Raw genomic sequence first — 22,429 nt, 5'->3', positions numbered from 1 at the left:
CTTGGTACTGCCCCTCTCCCCGGAGGGGAGAGGGAGTTAAGCGTCTTTCGCGCTCGCGTACGCCCAGTCGAGCCAGGGGCCGAGCGCTTCGATATCGGCGGTGTCAACGGTTGCGCCGCACCAGATGCGTAAGCCCGGCGGGGCGTCGCGGTAGCCGGCGACGTCGTAGGCCGCGCCTTCCTGCTCCAGGAGGCTCGCCATCTTCTTGATCAGCGCCTCGTCCGCGCCTTCGACGGTCAGGCAGACGCTGGTGCGCGAGCGGATCGCCGGATCGGCGGCGAGGTGGCCGAGCCAGTCGCGCTCCTCCACAATGCGGTCGAGCGTGGCGGCGTTGGCGTCCGAGCGGGCGATCAGGCCGTGGAGGCCGCCGAGCCCCCTCGCCCACTCCAGCGTCCAGATCGCGTCCTCGACGGCGAGCATGGAGGGGGTGTTGATCGTCTCGCCCTTGAACACGCCTTCGCTGAGCTTGCCCTTGGCGGTGAGGCGGAAGACCTTGGGCAGCGGCCAGGGGGGCGTGTGGGTTTCCAGGCGCTCGACCGCGCGGGGGCCGAGGATGAGGACGCCGTGCGCGCCTTCGCCGCCGAGCACCTTCTGCCAGGAGAAGGTGGCGACGTCGATGCGGTCCCAGGGGAGGTCGTAGGCGAAGACTGCGCTGGTGGCGTCGGCGAAGCTCAGGCCTTCGCGGTCGCGGGCGATCCAGTCACCGTTGGGCACGCGGACGCCGGACGTGGTGCCGTTCCAGGTGAAGAGGACGTCGTGGGACCAGTCGACCGCGCGGAGGTCGGGCAGCTCGCCGTAGTCGGCGCGCATGACGGTCGGCTCGAGTTTCAGCTGCTTGACGGCGTCGGTGACCCAGCCCTCGCCGAAGCTCTCCCAGGCGAGCGCGGTGACGGGGCGCGCGCCCAGCAGCGTCCACATCGCCATCTCATAGGCGCCGGTGTCGGAGCCGGGGACGATTCCGATACGGTGCGTGTCGGGGAGCTGGAGCGCCTCGCGTATCAGGTCGATGCAAAGGCCAAGCCGCTGCTTGCCGAGCTTGGAGCGGTGGGAGCGGCCCAGCGACTCGGTCGCCAGCTTGTCGGCGGACCAGCCCGGCGGCTTGGCGCAGGGGCCGGAGGAGAAGAACGGGCGCGCAGGACGCACCTGCGGATGTTCGGGAATTTGGTGCGCGACGCGCACCGGGGGCGGGGACTCAGTCATGTAACTCTCCTTGCAGAGAGCGCGCGCCGCGTTGGGACGGCGTGGCCCGTCGACGGGGTTAGCGGCGGATCGAGGGCTCGGCAAGCCGACCACGCCGAAAACCGTCACCTCGGCCTTGAGCCGGGGTCCATGCGCGTCCATCAACGACAGCGATGAGGCAGGCGGACGCGCGTGGATGCCGGATCAAGTCCGGCATGACGGGTTGGGGGATGTTGACGGCGGCCCTGCTGCTCGCCGCGTGCGGGGATCGGGAGCGGCCGGCCGCACCCCGGCCGCGGGCACAGGCGGACGAGCCCTCCGCGCGGGAGACGGCGCGGTGCCATGCGGACCTCAGGCGCGAGGGGGTGGACTTCAAGCCGCTGCCCGACCGCGAACTGGGCGAGGGATGCGGCGTGTACGGGGCGGTGCAGCTGACCGACATCGGCGTGCCGGTGACGGGGATCACGGCCATGCAGTGCGGCAACGCGCGCGCGTTCGCGGCCTGGGTCAGGAACGCGGTCGCGCCCGCCGCTTATCAGATACTCGGGTCGGAGCTGACACGGGTTCAGGGCATGGGCACCTACGCCTGCCGCAACGTCGCAGGGTCCGGGCGGCGGTCGGGGCATGCGACGGCGAACGCGGTGGACGTGGGCGGCTTCACGCTGGAGGACGGGCGCACCGTGTCGGTGCTGAACGACTGGCGGTCGGAGGACCCGCAGGTCCAGCGCTTCTTCCAGACGATCCGGCGCTCGGCGTGCAAGCGGTTCGGCACCGTGTTGACGCCCGACTACAACGCGGCGCATCGCGACCACCTGCACCTGGAGGCGGATCGGGCCGACTTCTGCCGGTGAGGGTTGACGCGTAACGAGCCGCGCGTAGGACGATTCGGATGAACGACACCCGAGTTCCCGACCGCGTCTTCCCCCGCGCCCGCCAGGACGCCGAGAGCGCCGCGCAGAGCGTGCAGACGGCGCAGACCGCGCATCCCGCTTACAAGCTGGCGTTCCAGGACATGGACTTCCTGCTGCGCGAGGACCTGCGGCCTACGCGCTTCCAGCTGGAGCTCTTGAAGACCTCGCTCATCATGGAGGAGGCGCATATCGGCTCCACCTTCGTCTTCTACGGCTCGGCGCGCATCCCGGAGCCGGCCAAGGCGGACGCGCTGCTCGACCTCGCGACCGACGAGAAGAACCGGCGCATCGCGGAGAGCCTCAAGGCGAAGTCGAAATATTACGACATGGCGCGCGAGCTGGCGTCGCTCGCGTCCAATTTTCCGCGCGACCTGCAGGGACAGCGGCACTTCGTCGTGTGCTCGGGCGGGGGCCCGTCGATCATGGAGGCGGCGAACCGCGGGGCGCAGGACGTGCACGCGGAATCGATCGGATTGAACATCGTGCTGCCGCACGAGCAGGCGCCCAACCCGTACGTGACGCCGTCGCTGTCGGTGCAGTTCCACTATTTCGCGCTTCGCAAGATGCACTTCCTGCTGAAGGCGCGCGCGGTGGCGGCGTTTCCGGGCGGGTTCGGGACGTTCGACGAGCTGTTCGAGCTGCTGACGCTCATCCAGACGGGCAAGATCAAGCCCATCCCCGTGCTGCTCTACGGGCGCGAGTTCTGGGAGCGGGTGGTCAATTTCGAGGCGCTGGTCGAGGAGGGCGTGGTGAGCGAGCGCGACCTCGGCATCTTCCGCTACGTGGACACGCCCGCCGAGGGCTGGGCGGTGGTGCAGCGCTTCTACGACGAGCAGGCGGAGGCGGAGGCGGCGTAAGCGCCCCCTCCCCTCGCCCCTGTTCGTCACCCCAGCGAACGCTGGGGTAGGCCCGACCAGCGGGGGTGCCCTCTCCTACAACGACCCCAGCTTGCTGGGGTGACGAGGTGGGGTTAGGCCGGGTGATCGAGAGGCTCTAGCCCCTACTGGTCTGCCCGAGCGCCCTTCTCCTGCGCGGCGGGGTCGAGCGACGGGGCGGCCTCGGTCGGCGTGCCGGTGTTGGCGATCTCGGCGGTGGGGTTGGCGGTGGCGTTGGCGATCGCCTCCTGCGCCTTGGGATCGACCGCGCCGGTCGGCGACGCCTCCGCGCCCGGCGGCGGGGCGGCGGGGAGCGGCAGGTTGGAGCCCTGCTGGTTCAGATAGGCGAGCACGTTGGCGCGGTCCTGGCCGTTGCCGATGCCCGCGAACGTCATCTTGGTGCCGGGCGCGAACTTGCGGGGGGAGAGGAGCCAGGCGCTCATCTTCTCCCAATCCCAGGTGCCGCCCACGCCTTTCAGCGCGTCCGAATAGCCGAAGCCGGGCTTGGCGGCGATCGGCTGGCCCATGATGCCGTGGAGGTTGGGACCGATACCGCTGGCGCCGCCCGCGTTGATCGTGTGGCAGGCCGAGCACTTCTTGAACACGTCGGCGCCCTTGGCGGGGTCGGCGGATGCGAGCAGCGTCGCGATCGGCACCTGCGCCTCCGCGCTCGCGCCGCCCTCGGCCTCGACGCCCTCGATCGCGTAGCCCATCTTCTCCGGGCGCTCGCCGCCGTAAACCATGCTGCCGATGATCGCGAGGCCCAGCGCGGCGCCCGAAGCGGCGAGCGTCCAGCCCGCGATCATGTTCGTCCGGATGTCCATGTGTCGGTTCGGAACCTTGGAATGGAAGTAAAACGCCGCCGTCCTTAGGAAAGCGCGCGCGCCACCGCAAGCCGCGCGTCGGGCGGCGATAACCGCGGTTAGCAGGCGGGTTGCCCGGGAGCCACACTCGACCTAACCCGCGCGGACCATGGACCGCTTTCCGGCCCCCGCCCGCCCGCTCGTCGCCCGCCTGACGCAAGCCGCCGCCGCCGACCCGCCGCGCGCCGTGTCGTTCCAGGGCGCGCCGGGCGCGAACAGCCATGTGGCCGTGGCGCAGATGTTCCCGGACGGGCTGCCCCTTCCCTGCTTCGACTTCGCGGACGCGATCGACGCGGTGAAGGAGGGTCGCGCGGGGTGCGCGATGATCCCGATCGAGAACTCGCTCCACGGGCGTGTCGCCGATATCCACTTCCTGCTGCCCGAATCGGGCCTCCTGATCACGGGCGAGCATTTCCTGCCGATCCGCTACGCGCTGATGGGCTTGGGCGCGCGCGAGGAGGTGGAGCAGGCGGTAAGCCACCCGCAGGCGCTGGGCCAGTGCCGCGGCTGGCTCCACGCGCACGGGATCGAGCCGATGGATTATCCCGACACGGCGGGCGCGGCCGCGCTGGTGGCGGAGCGCGGCGACCCGCGCGTGGCGGCGCTCGCCCCGCCCGCCGCGGCCGAGCTGTACGGCCTGAAGACATTCGCCAGCGGCATCGCCGACGCCGAGCACAACACCACGCGCTTCGTGGTGCTGGCGCGTGAGGACGGCGTGATCGCGGAAGGTCCGCGCATGACGACCCTGGTGTTCGCGGTCGGGAACGTGCCCGCGGCCTTGTACAAGGCGATGGGCGGCTTCGCGACCAACGGCGTCAACATGACCAAGCTGGAGAGCTATCAGCGCGGCGGCAGCTTCGCGGCGACCGAGTTCTACGCCGACGTGGAGGGCGGCCCGGGCGAACCGGGCTTCGACCGCGCGCTCGCCGAGCTGCGCTTCCACTCGGAACGGCTGCGGGTGCTGGGCACGTACCGGCGGGCACGCGAGCGGGGCTAGGCGGGACGCTCAGCCCCGGCGCACCGTCCGACGTCGACCGTCGAGGAAGGCGGCGAACAAGATCAGGCCCACGCCCCACAGCAGCCATGCGGCCCCCGGCAGCCGGTCGCCGTCGCCGTACAGCCCCCACCAGATCAGCCCCACGCCGTCGCACAGCATGGCCGCCGCCGAAGCGAGCGCGACGCCCGGCAGGAGCTGGTCGGGCGCGAGCGCCGCGATCCGCTCCGCAACCCGGACCGACGCCCAAGCCAATGGCAAAGTCGCGGCGAACAGCAGGATTGTGCCGACGTCCCGGCCGAAGACGTCGAACGGCGCGATGCGGATGAACAGCGCCGCGACGAGCCAGAAGGCGAGACCGAAGGCAACCAGGATCGCCGCTTGCCGATCCGAGAGCCGTCCTGGGGACGGCGCGTCCGCCCGTTCCGCCTTCATCGACACACCGGCGCCAGCAGTCCGTTCCATGACGCATCCTCCTCTGTAGCGGCCGCTACATAGCAGGATGGTGTAATAAGCGCTACAAGAATCGCGTGAGCATCAGGGACGCACGTCGCGAAGCCGCCATCGAGCGCATGGCCGACCACCTTCTCGAGCACGGGATGGCCGCTGCGAGCTTGCGCCCGCTCGCCACCGCGGTGGGCACCAGCGATCGCATGCTGCTCTATTACTTCGCGAGCAAGGACGAGCTGGTCGCGGCGACGCTGGAGCGGGTGGCGGGGCGGCTGACCGTGATACTCGACCGGGCGATCCCGACGGGGACGCGCCTCCCCCCGCCCGAGCTGCTCCTAGCCATCTGGAGCGCGGTCGGGTCGGTCGAGCTTCGGCCCTATATGCGGCTGTGGCTGGAGCTCGCGGCGGCGTCGGCGCGGGGCCGGGAGCCGCAGCGCGCGATCGCGGCCGCCATCACCGACGGATTCGTGCGCTGGACGGGCGACCACCTTTTCGTCGATCGGCGGGCCGATCGCGAACGGGCATGCGCGTCACTGCTCGCAACCGTCGAAGGCGCGCTGTTCCTGGACGCGATCGGCAGGCGCGACCTGGCCGACATGGCCGTGCGAAATGGAGCGGTGGCGGACGGCGCGGCACGGCCCTGACCCCAAAACGTCACCGCCGTATTGCCGCGGTCGCCACGCCCGCCGCGACGAGCGCGCCACCGCCCGCGCGGGCGGTCCAGCGGCGTAAGTGCGGGCGCTCGAACAGGCCCGACGCCCGGGACGCGAGCAGCGCGTAGGCGGTGTCGGTGGCGGCGGCGACGATCGTGAAGGTCGCGACGAGGATGGCGGCCTGGGGCAGGTAGGGCGCGTCGGGGCTGACGAACTGGGCGGCGAAGGCGACGAAGAACAGGATCGTCTTGGGGTGGAACACGCCCACCGCGACCGTGCTCAGAAAGGCGAGCCGAGGCGTGACCGGTCGGGCGGAGGGCGAAGTGGCGCGCTCGGCCCCGCTGCGCCGGATGGCGAGGAGGCCGATCGCCACCAGATAGACCGCGCCCGCCCATTTCAGGATCGTAAAGGCGAGCGCCGAGGAGGCGAGCACCGCGCCCGCGCCGGCGAGCGACAAGCTGATCGCGAGGGCGTTGCCGACCGCCATGCCGCCGACCTCGGCGAGCGCGACGCGCCGGCCGGAGCCGAACGCGAAACCGATGATGGTCGCGACGCCGGGGCCGGGGATCACGCCCATGACGAACGACGCGGCGGCGAAGGCGAGCCAGAGTTCCAGGTTCACGGCGCTCGCCTCAGGCGGGCCGCAGCGACGCGGTCGCGAGCGGGCGTGTCCGCCGAGCGCTGCGCAGGTAGAGCTCGGCTGCGAGGAGGTTGGGCACCCAGCAGAGGAACGACACCGCCAGATAGCTCTCGCGAAACGGCAGCCCGCTCAGCGCGATGCCGGCGAGCCCGAGCCGGAGCGTCACCGCGGCGAGCGTGAGCGACCAGGAGCGGATCATCCAAGCGCGGTGCTCGGCGTAGCGCCGCGCGCGGGCGAGCCGCCACCCTTGCGCGGTGGTGACGAGCCAAGCGACCGCGAGCAGGCCGAAGCCCAGCGTTGCGACCGGCCCCGCGGTCGACCCGAAGGCGATCACCAACCCGGCCGCCCCGCCGATCAGGCATCCGACCGCATAGATGCGGCCCGTCCAGCGATGCAGCGCCGGCCGATGGGAGCGCAAGCCTGGCAGGAACTGGAACGCGCCCAGCAGCAGCGCCGTGGCGGACGCGGCGACATGGACCGACAACCAGGGCCGGGCATAGGTGTTGGCGAGGATGTCGGGCGCGCCCAGGCTCGCATGCGTCAGGTAGCGGTAGGAGAAGAGCGCGACCGCCACGCTCAACAGCGCGGTCAGCGCCCAGAAAGAGGTCGCCGCGCGCTTGGCCGTGATCGACGCCATCCGTTCCTCCCGATCGGGAGGAACTTAACACGACCGCGTGGCCGCGCGAAACCCGAGCGTCAGACCGCGCGCAACAGGTCGACGGGGCGGCGCTGGGCTTCTTGGGCGAGGACCCAGTCCTTGAGCGCGAGGGCGTCGCGATAGGCGTTGTAGGGCGTCTCGCTGTGGGCGACCGCCGAGAAGTCGGAAGCCGGGAGCAGCTCGGTGCGGACGCGCGACTGGAGGAGGCGGCCGCCGCGGCCGTCGGTCAGCAGCAGCACGGCGTGCGCCAGGCTCTCCGGGCAGTCGGAGATTAGCACGGGCGCCGGGTCGTTCTCGAGGTAATGCGCGAACAGGTGCGCGACCTCGCCCTTGGAGCGCGGCGCGATCTGGAGCACGGGGATGATGTTGGTGCGCACCCACAGGATCGGCCGCTGGCAGCCGATCGCCTGATAGAAGTGCGGCGACCCGTTCGTCTCGGGCACCGCCGCGAGCGAGATCAGCTCGCCCCCGAACCCGTTGAACTCGGCATCGACGAAGTAGCGCATGGTGGATCCTCCGCTACGCGGCGCACCGCGACGTCGCGATGCCCCTGGAGATACAAACTACCACAGTAACGAGGGGTCAGGCGATTCGTTTCCGGCCCGAAGCGGGACTTTGTACGAAAGTCCCAACTTGGTGCGATTCGACGGGCTGTTTTCTTTCAGCGACGAAACGCGGCAGACTCGGCGGAAAAGCTCGTCCAGCCGCCGCTTTCCGGGCCGCGCGTCCAGCCGGGCGCGTCGGCGAAGACGTCAACATGTTCGGGGTTGGCGTAGACGACGACGATGCGCTCCGTCCCCTCACCCAGCGCCTCTTCGAGCCGTCCGCGCACCCGCAACATGACCGCGGCGTCGAAGGGGTTGTAGAAGAAGGCGAGGATCGCGCGGCCTTCGGGACGGAACGCGACGGCGTCGCCCCGGAGCACGCGGCCGGGCGCGGCGGCGGGGTTGCGGCGGGCGAAGAGGCGCAGGTTCCGCTCGGCGATCCCCACGAGCCGTTCGGAGAGCTCGACGCCCGTGGCGCGGCGAAAGCCCATGTCCATCGCCACCATCACCGCCCGGCCCTTGCCCGCGCCGTAGTCGATAAACTCGAACATGGCGGGGTCGAGCGCGAGCGCGGCGATCGGCTCGCGCAGCATCGCCTCGTCGAGCGCCGCGTAGCGTTTGGCGCCGGGCAGGGCCTTCGCGTCCAGCCCCAGATCATGAACGCTCACCTCGCCGCCGGTGTCGGTGCCCCAGCGGCGATCGAAAGCGCGGTCGCGCGCACGCGCCGCGCGCGCGGCGGGCGTGAGCGAACGGACGAGGTGGACGATGTTCTTGACGGCGAGCCGTGCGAGCTCGACGGGCCCGCGGCCGCGCAGGCGCGAGCGCAGGCCGGTGAGTCGAGGAAGCGCGCCGGTCATGCCGCTCCGGACATGGCGCGGGCGTGCGCCGCCGACAACGGCGTAGGGCGATCCCGTTACGGGACGTCCGCGGCCCAGCGCTCGAGTAGCGTGTGGGCGATGGCGTAGGGCGGGGGCGGGAGGAACGCGGTTCCCCTGCCCTCCAGCACGGCGCGGACCTCGTCGCGGGGGACCCAGATCGCCTCTTCGAGCTCGGACGTGTCGACGCGGAGCGCGTCGTCGTCCGCGCGGGCGACGCAGGCGATCATGAGCTGCGACGGGAAGGGCCAGGGCTGGCTGGCGACGTAGCGCACTTGCGTGACGCGCACGCCCGCCTCCTCGTGGATCTCGCGGGCGACCGCCTCCTCGATCGACTCGCCCGGCTCGACGAAGCCGGCGAGCGCGGAATAGCGGCCGGGGGGCCAGCTCGCCTGTCGACCGAGGAGCGCGCGGCCTTCGTGCTCGGCGATCATGATGACGACGGGGTCGGTGCGCGGGAAGTGCTCCGCGGAGCAGGCGGGGCAGCGGCGGGCCCAGCCGGCGCGGATCACGTCGGTCGGCGAGCCGCAGTTTGCGCAGAAGCGGTGGCGGGCGTGCCAGTCGAGCACGGCGCGGGCGGCGGCGTAGGTGGCGGCTTCGCCTTCCGCCATCTCGCCCAGCGCGGCGAGGAGGCGGGGGCTGCGGAAGGGCGCGCCGCCGGGCTCGTTGGTGATCGCGGCGAAGCGGGGGCGTTCGTCCTCTAGCCCTAAGAAGACGAGCTCGGCGTCCGGGGCCGCGTCGGCGAGGCTGATCCAGGCGAGGCGGCCTTCGGGCGTCACGTCGGGCGTGTAGCCCGGGCCGAGGCGGAGCAGGCGGGCGCGGTAGTCGGCGACCGCGAGCTGGAGCGCGGCCTTATCGTTGCGAAGGCGGTCGGCGCGGTCGAGCGGGGAGCCGGTGAAGCCGGGGGGCGTCGTCATACGTCAGCCTCTGCCCGTCACCCCGGACTCGTTCCGGGGTCCATGGTTCGACGCGCACTCCGGCGGAGTCGTTCGCACCACGATGGACCCCGGAACAAGTCCGGGGTGACGGAGGGAGGGGGTGTGTGCCACCCTTACCGCCTTCCCAAGTCCTTCGCCAGCGCGGCGGGGATCTCCTGGCGGAGCGGCCAGCGTTCGGCGGGGAAATAGTTGACCATGATCGTGCCGCGCACGCGGTTCTCCGGGTCGACATAGGCGATGGTGCCGGCCGCGCCTCCCCAGCCGTACGTGCCCTTGCCGGGGCCGCCGGGCCTGCCCTCCAGGTACACGGAGCCGCCCGCGCCATAGCCCATCCGGACTCCGCCCTGCGTGCCGCCCGTACCGCCGCCGATGCCGGCGAAGGTGACGCCCGGCGGCAGGAGGTCGGACATGGCAAGCCGCACCGTCTCCGGCTTCATCACGCGCGCGCCGTCCAGCGTGCCGCCGTTCTGGAGCATGTGGAGGAAGCGGTCGTAGTCGCGCGCCGAGGAGACGAGGCCCGCGCCGCCGTAGGGGAAGCTCGGCGGCTGGAGGTAGACCGAGGTCGCGGCCGGATCGACGGGAACGCGGTTGTCGCCGGCGAAGAGGTAGTTGGTGGCGAAGCGGCCGGTCTCGGACGCGGGCACGGTGAAGTAGGTCGACGTCATGCGCAGCGGCGTGAAGATGCGCGTCTGCAGGAAGCGCTCGAACGGCATGCCGCCCGCGCGCTCGACCACCGCGCCGAGCACGTCTAGGCCGATCGAGTAGCTCCAGCGCGTGCCGGGGTCGGCGATCAGCGGCAGCGTGGCGACGCGGTCGGCGAACTCCCCAAGCGACTTGGGCCGGACTTGGCGGGCCTGCGCCTCGACGAGGCCGTTCACCGCGCCCGGCAGGATGCCGCGCTTCTCATACTCGGCCTTGAGCGGGCCGGTGGTGATGATGTTGTAGCCGAGCCCGGCGGTGTGGGTGAGGAGATGCCGGATCGTGATCGGGCGGGCGGCGGGGCGGCTCGCGAGGCTCTTCTCCGGGTCGGTCAGCACCTGCATGTTCCGGAAGGCGGGCAGGATCTCGTGGACCGGCTGGTCGAGGCGGAGCTTGCCTTCCTCCACGAGGATCATCGCGGCCATGCCGGTGATCGGCTTGGTCATCGAGTAGATGCGCCAGAGCGAGTCGGGGCCGGCGGCGGGCGCGTTAGCCCCGTCGGCGATGCGGCCGGCGGTGACGAAGGTGGCGGGACGGCCGGGCGCGCCGAACGCGCCGACGATGCCGGGCATCTTGCCGGTCGAAACGTAGGACTGGAACAGCGCTTGCGTGGCGGGGAGCTGCGCCGCGGCCTGCGCCTGGGGGCGCGGCGCAGGGCTCGCCGTCTGGCCCGCCCAGGCTGCCCCCGCAAGGAGCGCCGCTCCAGCCGTCAACGCGTAAATTTTCATCTGCCTCTCCTTAGGGCCTCGGCGGCGCGGGCGAAGACGGTGGGGAGCCCCGCCCCCGCCAGATCATCGATCGGCCACCACTCGCCGGCTTCGTGCCCGGTCCCCTCGCCCGCCGCAAGCGCCAGCGTCAGGCGGAAGTGGGTGAAGCCGTGCTCGACCGAGTCGGGGAGCAGCCGCCACGGCGTCTCGGCGGGCGCGCCGGCGAGGCCGGGCGGCTCGGCCTCCCACGGCCCGGTCGGGAGCGCGCGCATGCCGCCGAGCAGGCCGCGCGCGGGGCGGCGGTGGAGGAGGACGCGGCCCTGATGTTCGAGCCAGAAGACGGTACCGTGGCGCTGCGGGCGGTCGGCCTTGGGCGCTTTCAGAGGATAACGGTCGGGCTCGCCGGATGCGTAGGCGTCGCACCACGGGCGAACCGGGCAGAGCAGGCAGCGCGGGCGCTTGGGGCTACAGATCGTCGCGCCCAGGTCCATCATCCCTTGCGCGAAATCGCCAGCGCGCGCGGCCGGCGTGAGCGCGTCGGCGGCGTCGCGGATCGCGGGGCGGGACTGCGGGAGCGGCGTCTCGATCGCGTGGAGGCGCGAGACGACGCGCTCGACGTTCGCGTCGACGACCACCGCGCGCTCGCCGAAGGCGATCGCGGCGACGGCGGCCGCTGTGTACGCGCCGAAGCCGGGGAGCGCGCGCAAGCCCGCTTCGGTGCGCGGGAAGCCGTCGCTCGCGATCCTCGCGGCGGCCGCACGGAGGTTGCGGGCGCGGGCGTAGTAGCCGAGGCCCGCCCAGGCTGCCATGACCTCCGCCTCGCCCGCCGCCGCCAGCGCGGCCACGCTCGGCCAGCGCGTGACCCAGGCCTCAAAGCGGGGGCGCACGGTCGCGACGGTGGTCTGCTGGAGCATCACTTCCGACACCCACACGCGGTACGGGTCGGGCGTCTCGCCCGGCGGGCTGCGCCAAGGCAGGTCGCGCCGGTGCGCGTCGTACCACTCCAGCAGCGCCCCCGCGACGTTCAGGCTCTTTGCGTCCACCGGGGCGGTATGGCATGAGGACGGGCGTGAGCAAGCGTCCGCCCGCCAACGACGAGCCCCAGCGCAGGAACGGCCCCCGCCAGGTGGCCGAGCTGCTGCCCGACGTCGGCCGCGCGGCGTTCCGGCGCTTCGGCTTCGTGCAGTCGTCGATCGTCAGCCGCTGGCCGGAGATCGTCGGCGAGCGCTACGCGAACGTGAGCCAGCCCGAGTCGATCCGCTTCCCGCACGGGTCCAAGCAGGACGGCGTGCTGACGCTGACGGTCAAGGGCGCGCACGCGGTCATCATGCAGCATATCGTGCCGGAGATCACGGAGCGGGTGAACCGCTTCTTCGGCTATCCGGCGGTGGCGCGCGTGGTGATCAAACAGGGCGACGTCGCCAAGCCCGCGACCCGCGCGGCGCCGCCCTCGCTCAAGCCAGCGCCGGTCGAGTTGGGGCAGAACCTGAAAGGGATCGCCGACCCGGAGCTCAAGGCCGTGCTCGAATCGCTCGCGGCGGGCGTCGCCGCGCGTCCCACGCTTCCCCGTATCGGATAAATGCAATGCGTTTCGCTTTCGCCTTGGCCGGCATGGCCGCTCTGACGCTCGTCGCGCCCGCTGAGGGGTCCCCGCAAAGTAAGACTTTGCGGGGTGGGGTCGAGGCTCAACAACAGCGCGACTGGTCGCGCACCGTCGCCGCGACGCCGCAGGGCGGGCACCTGGTCGGCAACCCGGCCGCGGCGATCAAGATCGTCGAGTACGCCAGCTACACCTGCCCGCACTGCGCGCATTTCGCGGCCGAGTCGAAGGCGCCGCTCGCCACGCGCATCCGCTCAGGCTCGACCAGCATCGAGTATCGCCACCTGATCCGCGATCCGCTCGACCTCGCCGCCGTGATCGTCGCGCGCTGCGGCGGCGCGGCGCGCTTCGCCCGGATCAACGACGCGATCTTCGCCGGCCAGCAGACCTGGCTGGGGCGCGGCGCGGAGTTCGCGCGGACCAACCGCGAGACGCTCGCCACCGCGGCGCCGGGCGCGCAGCTTCGCGGGCTGGCCGAAGGATCGGGGCTGCTCGCGATCGGGCGGGCGCAGGGGCTGACCGACGTCCAGCTGCAGCGCTGCTTCGCCGACAAGGCGGCGCTCGACCGGCTGCTCGCGAACAAGACGCCTCCGGAGGTGACGGGCACGCCCGCCTTCTTCGTCAACGGCCGCTACACGGGCGCGCACGACTGGACGCGGCTCCAGCCGCTTCTTAGCTCCCGCTGATCACTCCAGGAGTTCGTACACCCCATGAAGTTCCGTTTCGCGCTCGCGTCTCTCGCCCTCGTGCTCGCCGGCTGCGGCGAGGGCGGCGCGGGCAACTCGAACACGCAAGCCCCGCCCGTCCAGGCCAAGGCCGCGCCCGCCGGCCAAAGCTGGACGGAGACGGTGGTGCGCACGCCCGAGGGCGGGTACCGCATGGGCAACCCCGACGCGCCCATCAAGCTCGTCGAATACGGCGCGCGCACCTGCCCCACTTGCGGCGCCTTTTCGCGCGCGGCGGCGACGCCGCTCGAGCAGCAATATGTCGCGAGCGGCAAGGTGAGCTTCGAGTTCCGCGACTTCCTGGTCCACGGCGCGCCGGACCTCGCGGCGGCGCTGCTCGGCCAGTGCGGCGGCGAAGCGACCTTCTTCCCCATCCTCGACCAGATGTACGCGAACCAGGATGCCTATCTCGACCGGCTTCAGCAGGCCGGGCCGGCGTTCCAGGAACGGCTGAACGCGATGGCGCCGGGCCAGGCGATCGCCGCGCTGGGCGAGCAGATGGGGCTGATCGACTTCGTGCAGCAGCGAGGCATCCCCGAGAGCCGTGCCCGCGCCTGCCTAGCCGACACGGCGGCGCAGGACCGGCTGGTGAAGCTGACGCAGGAAGCGCAGGCGGGCGGTACCGTCACGGGTACGCCGACCTTCCTCTTGAACGGTGAACCGCTCCAGAACACGGTGAGCTGGCAGGACGTCGAAGCGGCGCTGAAGCGCGCGGGGGCGTAGGGTAGGATCCGGCTCACGCCGGATGCGGTGCCGTTTCAGCCTCGCTGAAACGGAAGTCAGGCCGTCAGCAGCGCCGCCGTCTCGCGCCGCTCGCGCGCGAGATGGTCGCGGACCTGCGCGATCAGGCGCAGGGCGGCGGGCTGGTACTCGGCCCAGCAGTCGAGCACGCTGACCGCGCTCCATTTGGCGACATAGGCGCGGAACGACTCGCCCACCGCCTCGCACTCGCCCTTGAGCCGCCGCGCGACCGGGGCGCGGCGCGGACAGCCGCTCGCCGCGACGGGGTCGAACAGCTCGCGGTGCTTGAAGCCCTGATACGCCAGCAGCGCGCGCGCCAACTCCCACCGGGCCCGGGCCAGCGCCGGCGCGTCGCGCTCGGGCGCCTTGAGGAGGCGCTCGCCGCGCTGAAGGATGCCTAAGATCGTGGCCTGATGCTCATCGAGGCGGGTCAGGCAAGTAGAGGGAGTCATGAAGTCAACGCTGCGACAGAAACCGTTTACATGCGTTATAGAAGCCTGCCAGCGGTTGTGAAACCGTTGATTTTGTCCCGTAAATTATACCAACGTCGAACGGACGGGCGTCCTTGCCGGGCGGCGTGCGCGAACGTATATGGAACATCGTGGCGCAGCTCGGCATCCAGGAGAAGCTCGGCATCCTCGCCGACGCCGCCAAGTACGACGCGTCCTGCGCGTCGTCGGGCACGGCCAAGCGCAATAGCCGGGACGCAGCGGGCGGGGGCAAGGGACTGGGCTCGACGGAGGGCATGGGCATTTGCCACGCCTATGCGCCGGACGGACGGTGCATCAGCTTGCTCAAGATCCTGCTGACCAACAGCTGCATCTTCGACTGTCATTACTGCATCAACCGCAAGTCGTCGAACGTGCGCCGGGCGCGGTTCACGGCGCAGGAGGTCGTGAACCTCACCCTCTCCTTCTACCGCCGCAACTATATCGAGGGGCTGTTCCTCTCGTCGGGGATCATCCGTTCGTCGAACTATACGATGGAGCAGCTGGTCGAGGTCGCGCGCTCTTTGCGCGAGGACCATGATTTCCGCGGCTACATCCACCTCAAGACGATCCCCGACGCCGATCCGGAGCTGGTGCATCAGGCCGGGCTCTACGCCGATCGCGTGTCGATCAACGTCGAACTGCCGACGCTGGGCGGGCTGAAGCGCTTGGCGCCCGAGAAGGACGCGGGGCGGATCGAGGGCGCGATGGGCGCGGTGAAGTCGGCCATCCTCGACGCCAAGGACGCGCGCGGGCGATACAAGTCGGCGCCGCGTTTCGCGGCCGGCCAGTCGACGCAGATGATCGTGGGCGCGGACGCCGCGACCGACGGCGACGTCATTTCGAAGGCGTCGGGGCTGTACGACCGATTCGGCCTGCGCCGCGTCTACTACTCCGCGTTCAGCCCCATCCCCGACGCGTCCGCCGTGCTGCCGCTCAGCCGCCCGCCGCTGATGCGCGAGCACCGGCTGTACCAGTCGGACTGGCTGATGCGCTTCTACCAGTACCGGCCCGACGAGGTGGTCGCGGCGGCCGATCCAGCGACGGGCATGCTGCCGCTCGATATCGACCCCAAGCTCGCCTGGGCGCTGAAGCATCGCGAGCGCTTTCCCGTCGACGTGAACCGAGCCCCACGCGAAGACCTGCTGCGCGTGCCGGGGTTGGGGGTGAAAGCGGTCAACCAGATCGTGAAGTCGCGGCGGTGGCGGCGCATCCGGCTGGACGACGTGGCGCGGTTGACCAACTCGGTCGCGAAGGTCCGGCCGTTCATCGTGACGGAGGACTGGCGGCCGACGCTGATCGCCGACCGCGCGGAGCTGAAGCCGCTCGTCGCGCCCAAGACGAAGCAGCTGGAGCTGTTCGCTTAGCCCCTTCCCTTTCCCGTCACCCCGGACTTGATCCGGGGTCCATGCGCGTCCACCAGCGGCACGCCCGCGTTGGCAGAGGGAGCGCATCGGTCGAACGGACGCGCATGGATGCCGGATCAAGTCCGGCATGACGGAAGAGTAAAAGCTTGAACGACCCCACCACCATCCGCCGCCTCTACGGCCGCCGTCAGGGCCACAAGCTGCGCCAGGGCCAGGCCGCGCTCGTCGAGGAGCTGCTACCCGAACTGAGCGTGCCCGAGACGGGACCGCTCGACGCGCGAACGCTGTTCGGCGACGACCGGCCGTTGCACGTCGAGATCGGCTTCGGCGCGGGCGAGCATCTGGCGGCGCAGGCGGAGGCGGCGCCGGAGATAGGCTTCATCGGCTGCGAGCCGTTCCTGAACGGCGTGGTGGGCGCGCTCGGGCACGTCCGCGAGCGCGGGCTGGCCAATGTGCGGGTGCACATGGGGGACGCGCTGGAGGTGCTGGAGCGCCTGCCGGACGCGTCGCTGGATCGCGTATATCTGCTCCATCCCGACCCCTGGCCCAAGGCGCGGCACGCCAAGCGGCGCATGATGAACCATGGGCCGCTCGACGTGATCGCGGCGAAGCTGAAGCGGCAGGCGGAGTTCCGGCTGGGGACCGACGACCCGACCTATTGCCGCTGGTCGATGATGGTCATGAATACGCGGCGCGATTTCCGGTGGACCGCCGAGCGGCCCGCCGACTTCCTGGAGCGCCCAACCGACTGGCCGGAGACGCGCTACGAGCGGAAGGCGCGCCGACAGGGGCACGAGGTCTGGTACTTCCGCTACCTGCGCGTCTGACCCGACCGGCTCCACCAGCGCGCGATCAGGCGCACCGCCGCGGCGGGGAGGCCGGGGCGCAGCAGCAGCCAGTCGCGTAAGGCCGGGCCCTCGTCCGCGCCGATGACCTGCTTGTAGCCGCTGTCGCCCATGCCCCAATCGACCAGCTCGACGCCGCGCTCGACCAGGGCGACGAGGTTGCGCGTGTAGAGGAGCTTGCCGGGCGAATGCTTGGCGTAGGCCGGGTCATAGCTGTTGGCGATCGCGTAGGTGGTCCGCCCCGCCACCAGGTCGAAGGAGAAGGCGGCGGGCTCGCCGTCAACGGCGAGCAGGGCGGCGCGCATCATGCCGCGCAGCCGCTCGTCGCGGGCGGCCACGCGCCAGAAGCGGCCGTGGCCCGTGTCCGTGAATTTGGCGTCGCGGCCGTCGGTCCGGGTCGCGATCCAGCTCTTCTCCTCGACGGCCGCGAGCCGGTCGAACGCCGCGGGCCAGTCGTCATTTTCCGCGAATCGCCAGTCGAGCGCACCGTGCGCGGCGAGCTGCTTCTCGTGCCAGCGGTTCTTCTTAAGCGTGGAGCCGCGCGGCCACTCGCCGGCGCGCGTCGCGTCGCCCAGACGGAACAGCCATGACGCGCCCACGGGCCGGTCCAGCACCGCCCAGCCCCGCGCGCGCGCCGCGGCCAGCAGCGGCGAAACGCTCGGGTCCTCGTCGGGCGTAGGGCCGATGCGGAGCACGTTCACCGTGCGGGCGAGCCGCGCGAGCGCGGCGGCGAGCACCGGCTCCGACGCGTCCGACAGGGGAAAGCTCCGGAACGGCCAATAGCTGCCGGGCGCCATCGCCAGCCCGAGAGCGCGCGGGCCGTAGGGGACGAGCGGAAGCGCCAACGCCGGTTCGCCCCCGCGACGCACGACCAGCGTGCGCGGGGTTCCGCCATAGGCTTCGACCGCCGCGGCGAACCAGGCGCGGCGCAGGAAGGCGTGGGAGGCGGGCCCGGCGTCCGCGACCTGGTCGAGCGACGGAGGCAGGCCGTCGACCACCACCGCCTCGACCGCATGGGACGCGCGCCGGAAGTCGTCGGGGCGGAGCGGCTTGGTCATCGCCGCCCGCGATAGCGCGTGAGGCTTACCATCAGCTTGCGACGGGCGCGGGGATTGGCGACAGGGGCGCGATGCTGCCCGAAATCTCCACCGTCGCGCAGACGATCCAGCTGTCGCTGTCGCCCATCTTCATGCTCACCGCGATCGGCGCGCTCCTGAACGTGCTCACCGGCCGTCTGTCGCGCGTGGTCGACCGCTCGCGCGCGCTGGAGCAGTTGCACCCGCGCTCGACGGGTCCCGAGCACGACCGGCACGTATGGGAGCTGCGCCTGCTCGACCGGCGCATCACCATCATCAACCTGGCGCTCACGCTGTCGGTGGCGAGCGCGATGCTGACCTGCCTCGTCGTGGCGCTCCTGTTCGTGGGCAGCCTGACCGACCTTCAGATGGGCTCGGCGGTCGCCGTCTCGTTCATCCTCGCCACGCTGATGCTGATCGTGTCGCTGCTGAGCTTCATGGTGGAGGTGCGCCTGTCGCTGCGCGCCATCCACGTGCGCGAGGACCTACTTCGTTAGGGTCTCGACCCTGAGGCGCCGTCCAGCCCCGGCCCCGCGTCCGCCGTCGGCAGGTAGCGCGGCGCCACGCGGGCGCGGGCGCGCTGCTCATAGGCGTAGCCCGCGTTGAGCACGGTGAAGTCGGCGTTCCTCGTCGCGATGAAGCTCAGCCCCACGGGCAGCCCGTCCACCAGCCCCATCGGCACCGTCAGGTTCGGATAGCCGGCGATGGCGGGCAGCTGGCTGGAGCTGGGGCCGCCATATTGGTCGCCGTGCACCGTGTCGGACAGCCAGGCCGCGCCGTAGCTGGGCGTCACGATCACCGCCGCGTTGGCCTGTTTGAGCATGCCGTCGATCGCCTCGCTCGCCATCTTCAGCGACTTCGCGCGCGCGTCGCGATATTCGGGGTCGGCCAGGCCCTTGGTCTTGGCCGCCTCCTCGAACAGCTCCTGGCCGAAAAAGGGCATCTCGGCCGCGGCGTTGGCCTTGTTGAACGCGATCACCTGGTCGAGCGTACGCGTCGTGACCGACGGCGGCGTGGTCGCGAGATAGGCGTCGAGATCGGCCTTGAGCTCGGTGAGCAGCACCTTGATCTCCGCGTCGCCCAGGCCGGGCGTGGGCGGGCGCTCGACGTCGACGAGCACCGCGCCGCCGGCGCGCAGCTGATCGAGCGCGCGGTGGAACACGTCCATCAGCTCTGTCGAGGCGTTCTGCGGATGGTACACGGCGACGCGCAGGCCCTGGAGCGCGTTCGGCGACAGGCCGGCGGCGTAGTCGCGTTTGGCCGCGTCGGCTCCCGTCGTGACCGGGTCGACCGGGTCGGAGCCCGCCATCGCGCTCAGCATCAGCGCCGCGTCGCGCACGCTCTTCGCCATGGGGCCCGGAATATCCTGGCTGTGGCTGATGGGCACGACGTGCGTGCGGCTGACCAGGCCCATGCTGGGTTTCAGGCCGACAAGCCCGTTGATCGAGGACGGGCAGATGACGGAGCCGTCCGTCTCCGTCCCCACCGCCGCCGCGGCGAGGCTCGCCGCGATCGAGGAACCCGAGCCCGAGGACGAGCCGCAGGCGGTGCGGTCGAGCGCGTACGGGTTCTTCACCAGCCCGCGCACCGCGCTCCAGCCGCTCATCGAGTTGTTGGAGCGGATGTTGGCCCATTCGGACAGGTTGGTCTTGCCCAGGATCACCGCGCCCGCCGCGCGGAGCCGCGCGACCAGCGGCGCGTCGCGGCGGGTGTAGTTGTCCTTCAGCGCGAGAGAGCCCGCGGTGGTCGGCATGTCGTCGGCCGAGTCGATATTGTCCTTGATCAGGATCGGCACGCCGTGGAGCGGGCCGCGGACGCGCCCGGCCTTGCGCTCGGCGTCGAGCACGCGGGCTTGCGCGAGCGCGTCCGGGTTGATCGCGACGACCGAGCGGAGCGTGGGGCCACGCCGGTCGATCCGCTCGATGCGGCGCGTGTAGGCGCGGACGAGCGCGGCGGACGAGGTGCGGCCCGCGGTCATGTCGGCCTGGAGCTGCTCGATCGTGCGCTCCTCGACCTGCTGGGCCTGGGCGGCGATCGGGGCTGCGGCGAGCGTGAGGCCGATCAACAGATTACGCATATTCTGATTATCCCCTGCCCGTCACCCCGGACATGGGTCCCCAGCAAAGTAGTACTTTGCTGGGTTCCCTCTTCCGGGGTCCATCGTCGTGCGCGCACGTCCGGCGGATCGTTCGCACACCGATGGATGCCGGAACAAGTCCGGCATGACGGGGGTAGGGTCGAAATCGCAGCGCGGAGCTATCTTTGGTTAGGTTCCTGAAACACGTCGGCCGCGCGATCCTGGCGCTCGTCATCCTGCTCGCGCTCGCGATCACGATCGTGCCGCGCTACCTCGACCGCATCTACTATCAGGGGCCGGAGAGCGGCCACTATGACGGCGAGCGCTTCTTCAATCCCGACGGCGAGGACACCGTCCGCCCGCCGGGCGGGGGCGGCCGCGGCGGCTTCTTCTGGCGGCAGCTGACGGGGAGCGACGGGCGGCCGGCCTGGCCGGAACGCGTCGCGGTGACGCCCACCAAGCCCGCGGCGCGCGTGGAGGGCGACCGCATGGTCGCGACCTGGATCGGCCACGCGACGGTGCTGGTGCAGACGCAGGGCCTCAACATCCTCACCGACCCGATCTGGTCAGAGCGCGCGTCTCCCTTCGGCTTCGTCGGGCCGAGCCGCGTGGCGGAACCGGGCGTACGGTTCGAAGACCTGCCCAAGATCGACCTCGTCGTGGTCAGCCACAACCATTACGACCACATGGACCTGGCGACGCTCCGGCGTTTGTGGGAGCGCGACCGGCCGCTGATCGTCACCTCGCTCGGCAACGATACGATCCTACGCTCGCGCGGCGTCGAGGCGCAGGCGGTGGACTGGGGCGGCGCGGTCACGATGCGCGGCCGTCCCGGCGACCCGCGGCCCGTGCGCGTGGTCGTCAACCGCAATCACCATTGGGGCAGCCGCTGGTTCGCCGACCGCAACCGCGCGCTCTGGTCGAGCTTCGTCGTCGAGCTTCCCGGCGGCAACCTGTTCTTCGCCGGCGACACCGGCTTCGGCGACGGGCGCTGGCCGGCGGAGGCGGCGCGGTACGGCCCAGTCCGCCTCGCGCTGATCCCCATCGGCGCGTTCCGCTTCAAGGCCGGCCAGATGGCGAGCGGGAGCCATATCGGGCCGATCCAAGCCGCCGAGGTGCACGAGCGGCTGGGCGCGTCGACGTCGCTGCCGATCCACTGGGGCACGTTCCGGCTGTCCTACGAAGGCTACGACACGCCGCCGCGGCTGCTCGCGGAGACGCTGCGCTGCACGGGGCGGACGGGCTTCGCCGCGGTCGCGATCGGGCGGCCCGTCGAGGTGCCGCCCTATCGCCGGCCTACGCCGACGCGGAACCTGTCGGACGAACGGCTGGAGCGGTGCCTCGACACGCCGGCGGTGCGGGCGCTTCGTTAAGCTTTCGGCGCTACGGCCATCCCCGCTCTCGGGAGGACAGGTCGAGTGGGGTTCATCCAGCGCTACCAGGACGGCGAGTACCTGTCGCGGACGCAGGACTGGCACGAAGGCGACGCCGCGTGGAAGGCGGCGCGCGTCCGCGAGATCCTGGATGCGGCCGGCCTCGCGCCGCGACGCGTGGCCGACGCGGGCTGCGGGACGGGCGGCGTGCTCGTCCAGCTGCAGGCGACCATGCCGCCGGGCGTCGAGCTCACGGGCTTCGAGGTCGCCGAGCCCGCCTTCCGCGTCGCCGCCGCGCGCGCGAACGCGGGCCTGCGCTTCGTGCACGGCGGCGTCGAGGAGCATCGCGGCGAGCCGTTCGACGTCCTGCTCGCGATGGACGTGTTCGAGCACGTCCCCGACTATCTCGGCTTCCTCGAGCTGCTCCGTCCGGTCGCGCGCCGCTTCGTGTTCCACGTGCCGCTCGACCTGTCGATCAAGTCGCTCCTGACGGGCCTGCCGATGCACCGGCGCCGCAGCGTGGGGCACCTCCATTATTTCGACGCGGACACGGCGCGCGCGACGCTGGAGGATTGCGGCTATCGCGTGCTCGACGCGCGCTTCACCCACGCGGTGATGCAGCCCCCGCCCGCGACCTGGAAGCAGCGGGTACGCCGCCTTCCCGACCGCCTGCTCTACGCCGCGCGGCCCGCGCTCTGCGCGCGGGTGCTGGGCGGTTGCTCGCTCCTGGTGCTGGCGGAGCCCGACGAAGTGCCCGCGCTCAGCCCAGCTTGAACGCGCAGAACTTGTTGCCGTCCGGGTCGCGCCAGTAGGCGCCATAGAAGCCCATCTCCTCGGGCTGGCGCAATCCCGGCGCGCCCTCGTCGGAACCGCCCAGCTCCAGCGCCTTGGCGTACAGCGCGTCCACCTGCTCGCGGCTGTCCGCCGCCAACGCGATCATCGAACCGTTGCCGGGCGAGGCCGCACCGTCGTCGTACGGGCGCGTGATCGCCACCATCGGCCGGTCCATGCCCGTGCCGTAGAGCGTGAAGCCGCGCGGGTCGCCGGGCAGCGCCATCAGCCGCTTCGCGCCCACTTCGGCGAACAGCGCGTCGTAGAAGCGGTAGGCGCGCTCCAGGTCGTTCACGCCTACGGTCGCGTAGCCGATCAT

26 protein-coding genes are annotated in these 22,429 nt (G+C 71.3%); 12 read left to right on the top strand and 14 right to left on the bottom strand.

Annotated elements, in window-relative coordinates; genetic code table 11:
* Positions 1 to 36: 36 nt before the first annotated feature.
* Complete coding sequence (locus tag CKY28_RS13565) at positions 37 to 1,200, bottom strand: phosphoserine transaminase (protein WP_095999232.1); 1,164 nt, start codon at positions 1,198 to 1,200, stop codon at positions 37 to 39.
* Between the two features lie 194 nt (positions 1,201 to 1,394).
* Here CKY28_RS13565 and CKY28_RS13560 point away from each other — a divergent pair, with 194 nt between their 5' ends.
* Positions 1,395 to 2,030, top strand: a complete 636-nt coding sequence (locus tag CKY28_RS13560) for an extensin family protein (RefSeq protein WP_176473101.1) — start codon at positions 1,395 to 1,397, stop codon at positions 2,028 to 2,030.
* 38 nt (positions 2,031 to 2,068) lie between these two features.
* Positions 2,069 to 2,947, top strand: a complete 879-nt coding sequence (locus tag CKY28_RS13555; protein WP_095998898.1) for an LOG family protein — start codon at positions 2,069 to 2,071, stop codon at positions 2,945 to 2,947.
* Positions 2,948 to 3,090: 143 nt separating this feature from the next.
* Here the strand turns inward: CKY28_RS13555 and CKY28_RS13550 are convergent, their stop codons facing one another.
* The gene (locus tag CKY28_RS13550) at positions 3,091 to 3,789 is read right to left on the bottom strand and encodes a c-type cytochrome (protein WP_095998897.1); all 699 of its coding nucleotides are present in this window, start codon (positions 3,787 to 3,789) and stop codon (positions 3,091 to 3,093) included.
* Between the two features lie 148 nt (positions 3,790 to 3,937).
* Here CKY28_RS13550 and CKY28_RS13545 point away from each other — a divergent pair, with 148 nt between their 5' ends.
* A complete protein-coding gene (locus tag CKY28_RS13545) occupies positions 3,938 to 4,825 on the top strand; it encodes a prephenate dehydratase (RefSeq protein ID WP_095998896.1) in 888 nt (295 codons plus the stop codon).
* A 9-nt stretch (positions 4,826 to 4,834) separates the two neighbouring features.
* On the opposite strand, the gene CKY28_RS13540 is transcribed toward CKY28_RS13545, so the two are convergent.
* A complete protein-coding gene (locus tag CKY28_RS13540) occupies positions 4,835 to 5,287 on the bottom strand; it encodes a hypothetical protein (RefSeq protein WP_141243949.1) in 453 nt (150 codons plus the stop codon).
* A gap of 65 nt (positions 5,288 to 5,352) precedes the next feature.
* On the opposite strand from CKY28_RS13540, the gene CKY28_RS13535 reads away from it, so the two are divergent.
* Positions 5,353 to 5,916: a TetR family transcriptional regulator gene (locus CKY28_RS13535; protein WP_141243948.1), complete on the top strand. Its 564-nt coding sequence runs from the start codon at positions 5,353 to 5,355 to the stop codon at positions 5,914 to 5,916.
* Between the two features lie 10 nt (positions 5,917 to 5,926).
* On the opposite strand, the gene CKY28_RS13530 is transcribed toward CKY28_RS13535, so the two are convergent.
* The 7 genes from CKY28_RS13530 to CKY28_RS13500 form a co-directional block, all read right to left on the bottom strand.
* Positions 5,927 to 6,547 carry a LysE family translocator gene (locus CKY28_RS13530; protein WP_095998893.1) on the bottom strand — a complete coding sequence of 207 codons (621 nt, stop codon included), beginning with the start codon at positions 6,545 to 6,547 and terminating at the stop codon, positions 5,927 to 5,929.
* Positions 6,548 to 6,557: 10 nt separating this feature from the next.
* The gene (locus CKY28_RS13525; RefSeq protein WP_095998892.1) at positions 6,558 to 7,202 is read right to left on the bottom strand and encodes a DUF2306 domain-containing protein; all 645 of its coding nucleotides are present in this window, start codon (positions 7,200 to 7,202) and stop codon (positions 6,558 to 6,560) included.
* A gap of 59 nt (positions 7,203 to 7,261) precedes the next feature.
* On the bottom strand, positions 7,262 to 7,729 hold the full coding sequence (locus CKY28_RS13520; protein ID WP_095998891.1) for a hypothetical protein: 468 nt from the start codon (positions 7,727 to 7,729) through the stop codon (positions 7,262 to 7,264).
* Positions 7,730 to 7,884: 155 nt separating this feature from the next.
* Positions 7,885 to 8,625, bottom strand: coding sequence for a hypothetical protein (locus CKY28_RS13515; protein ID WP_095998890.1), 741 nt, complete (start codon positions 8,623 to 8,625; stop codon positions 7,885 to 7,887).
* 56 nt (positions 8,626 to 8,681) lie between these two features.
* Positions 8,682 to 9,560, bottom strand: a complete 879-nt coding sequence (nudC, locus tag CKY28_RS13510; RefSeq protein WP_095998889.1) for an NAD(+) diphosphatase — start codon at positions 9,558 to 9,560, stop codon at positions 8,682 to 8,684.
* A 134-nt stretch (positions 9,561 to 9,694) separates the two neighbouring features.
* Positions 9,695 to 11,008 carry a serine hydrolase domain-containing protein gene (locus CKY28_RS13505; RefSeq protein ID WP_095998888.1) on the bottom strand — a complete coding sequence of 438 codons (1,314 nt, stop codon included), beginning with the start codon at positions 11,006 to 11,008 and terminating at the stop codon, positions 9,695 to 9,697.
* Positions 11,005 to 11,997 carry an A/G-specific adenine glycosylase gene (locus CKY28_RS13500; protein ID WP_095999231.1) on the bottom strand — a complete coding sequence of 331 codons (993 nt, stop codon included), beginning with the start codon at positions 11,995 to 11,997 and terminating at the stop codon, positions 11,005 to 11,007. Before CKY28_RS13500 ends, CKY28_RS13505 begins: the two co-directional genes overlap by 4 nt.
* Before the next feature lie 47 nt (positions 11,998 to 12,044).
* On the opposite strand from CKY28_RS13500, the gene CKY28_RS13495 reads away from it, so the two are divergent.
* From CKY28_RS13495 to CKY28_RS13485, 3 genes are read left to right on the top strand one after another with little or no spacing between them, the layout of a single operon-like run.
* On the top strand, positions 12,045 to 12,566 hold the full coding sequence (locus CKY28_RS13495) for a DUF721 domain-containing protein (protein WP_095998887.1): 522 nt from the start codon (positions 12,045 to 12,047) through the stop codon (positions 12,564 to 12,566).
* 5 nt (positions 12,567 to 12,571) lie between these two features.
* Positions 12,572 to 13,273: a thioredoxin domain-containing protein gene (locus CKY28_RS13490; RefSeq protein WP_095998886.1), complete on the top strand. Its 702-nt coding sequence runs from the start codon at positions 12,572 to 12,574 to the stop codon at positions 13,271 to 13,273.
* A 24-nt stretch (positions 13,274 to 13,297) separates the two neighbouring features.
* Positions 13,298 to 14,035 carry a DsbA family protein gene (locus tag CKY28_RS13485; RefSeq protein WP_095998885.1) on the top strand — a complete coding sequence of 246 codons (738 nt, stop codon included), beginning with the start codon at positions 13,298 to 13,300 and terminating at the stop codon, positions 14,033 to 14,035.
* A gap of 56 nt (positions 14,036 to 14,091) precedes the next feature.
* Here the strand turns inward: CKY28_RS13485 and CKY28_RS13480 are convergent, their stop codons facing one another.
* The gene (locus tag CKY28_RS13480; RefSeq protein WP_095998884.1) at positions 14,092 to 14,505 is read right to left on the bottom strand and encodes a hypothetical protein; all 414 of its coding nucleotides are present in this window, start codon (positions 14,503 to 14,505) and stop codon (positions 14,092 to 14,094) included.
* A 149-nt stretch (positions 14,506 to 14,654) separates the two neighbouring features.
* Here CKY28_RS13480 and CKY28_RS13475 point away from each other — a divergent pair, with 149 nt between their 5' ends.
* Both CKY28_RS13475 and trmB read left to right on the top strand, forming a co-directional pair.
* On the top strand, positions 14,655 to 15,908 hold the full coding sequence (locus tag CKY28_RS13475; protein WP_095999230.1) for a putative DNA modification/repair radical SAM protein: 1,254 nt from the start codon (positions 14,655 to 14,657) through the stop codon (positions 15,906 to 15,908).
* Between the two features lie 146 nt (positions 15,909 to 16,054).
* Positions 16,055 to 16,735, top strand: coding sequence for a tRNA (guanosine(46)-N7)-methyltransferase TrmB (trmB, locus tag CKY28_RS13470; RefSeq protein WP_095998883.1), 681 nt, complete (start codon positions 16,055 to 16,057; stop codon positions 16,733 to 16,735).
* Here trmB and CKY28_RS13465 read toward each other — a convergent pair.
* Positions 16,720 to 17,811, bottom strand: coding sequence for a GNAT family N-acetyltransferase (locus tag CKY28_RS13465; RefSeq protein ID WP_095998882.1), 1,092 nt, complete (start codon positions 17,809 to 17,811; stop codon positions 16,720 to 16,722). The two genes, trmB and CKY28_RS13465, sit on opposite strands and share 16 nt — an antisense overlap.
* A gap of 71 nt (positions 17,812 to 17,882) precedes the next feature.
* On the opposite strand from CKY28_RS13465, the gene CKY28_RS13460 reads away from it, so the two are divergent.
* Entirely contained in the window at positions 17,883 to 18,326 is a 444-nt protein-coding gene (locus CKY28_RS13460) for a DUF2721 domain-containing protein (RefSeq protein ID WP_095998881.1), read from the top strand.
* Here CKY28_RS13460 and CKY28_RS13455 read toward each other — a convergent pair.
* Positions 18,323 to 19,906 carry an amidase gene (locus tag CKY28_RS13455; protein ID WP_095998880.1) on the bottom strand — a complete coding sequence of 528 codons (1,584 nt, stop codon included), beginning with the start codon at positions 19,904 to 19,906 and terminating at the stop codon, positions 18,323 to 18,325. The genes CKY28_RS13460 and CKY28_RS13455 overlap by 4 nt on opposite strands.
* 185 nt (positions 19,907 to 20,091) lie before the next feature.
* On the opposite strand from CKY28_RS13455, the gene CKY28_RS13450 reads away from it, so the two are divergent.
* Positions 20,092 to 21,279 (top strand): MBL fold metallo-hydrolase, encoded by a 1,188-nt coding sequence (locus CKY28_RS13450; RefSeq protein ID WP_095998879.1) that lies wholly within the window; start codon positions 20,092 to 20,094, stop codon positions 21,277 to 21,279.
* A gap of 45 nt (positions 21,280 to 21,324) precedes the next feature.
* A complete protein-coding gene (locus CKY28_RS13445; RefSeq protein WP_176473100.1) occupies positions 21,325 to 22,053 on the top strand; it encodes a class I SAM-dependent methyltransferase in 729 nt (242 codons plus the stop codon).
* Here the strand turns inward: CKY28_RS13445 and CKY28_RS13440 are convergent.
* Positions 22,040 to 22,429: a VOC family protein gene (locus CKY28_RS13440; protein WP_095998877.1), complete on the bottom strand. Its 390-nt coding sequence runs from the start codon at positions 22,427 to 22,429 to the stop codon at positions 22,040 to 22,042. The two genes, CKY28_RS13445 and CKY28_RS13440, sit on opposite strands and share 14 nt — an antisense overlap.

Origin of the sequence: Sphingomonas lenta (genome assembly GCF_002288825.1) — a bacterium.
GTDB lineage: Bacteria > Pseudomonadota > Alphaproteobacteria > Sphingomonadales > Sphingomonadaceae > Sphingomonas > Sphingomonas lenta.
This window is presented reverse-complemented; position numbering and strand designations above follow the sequence as displayed.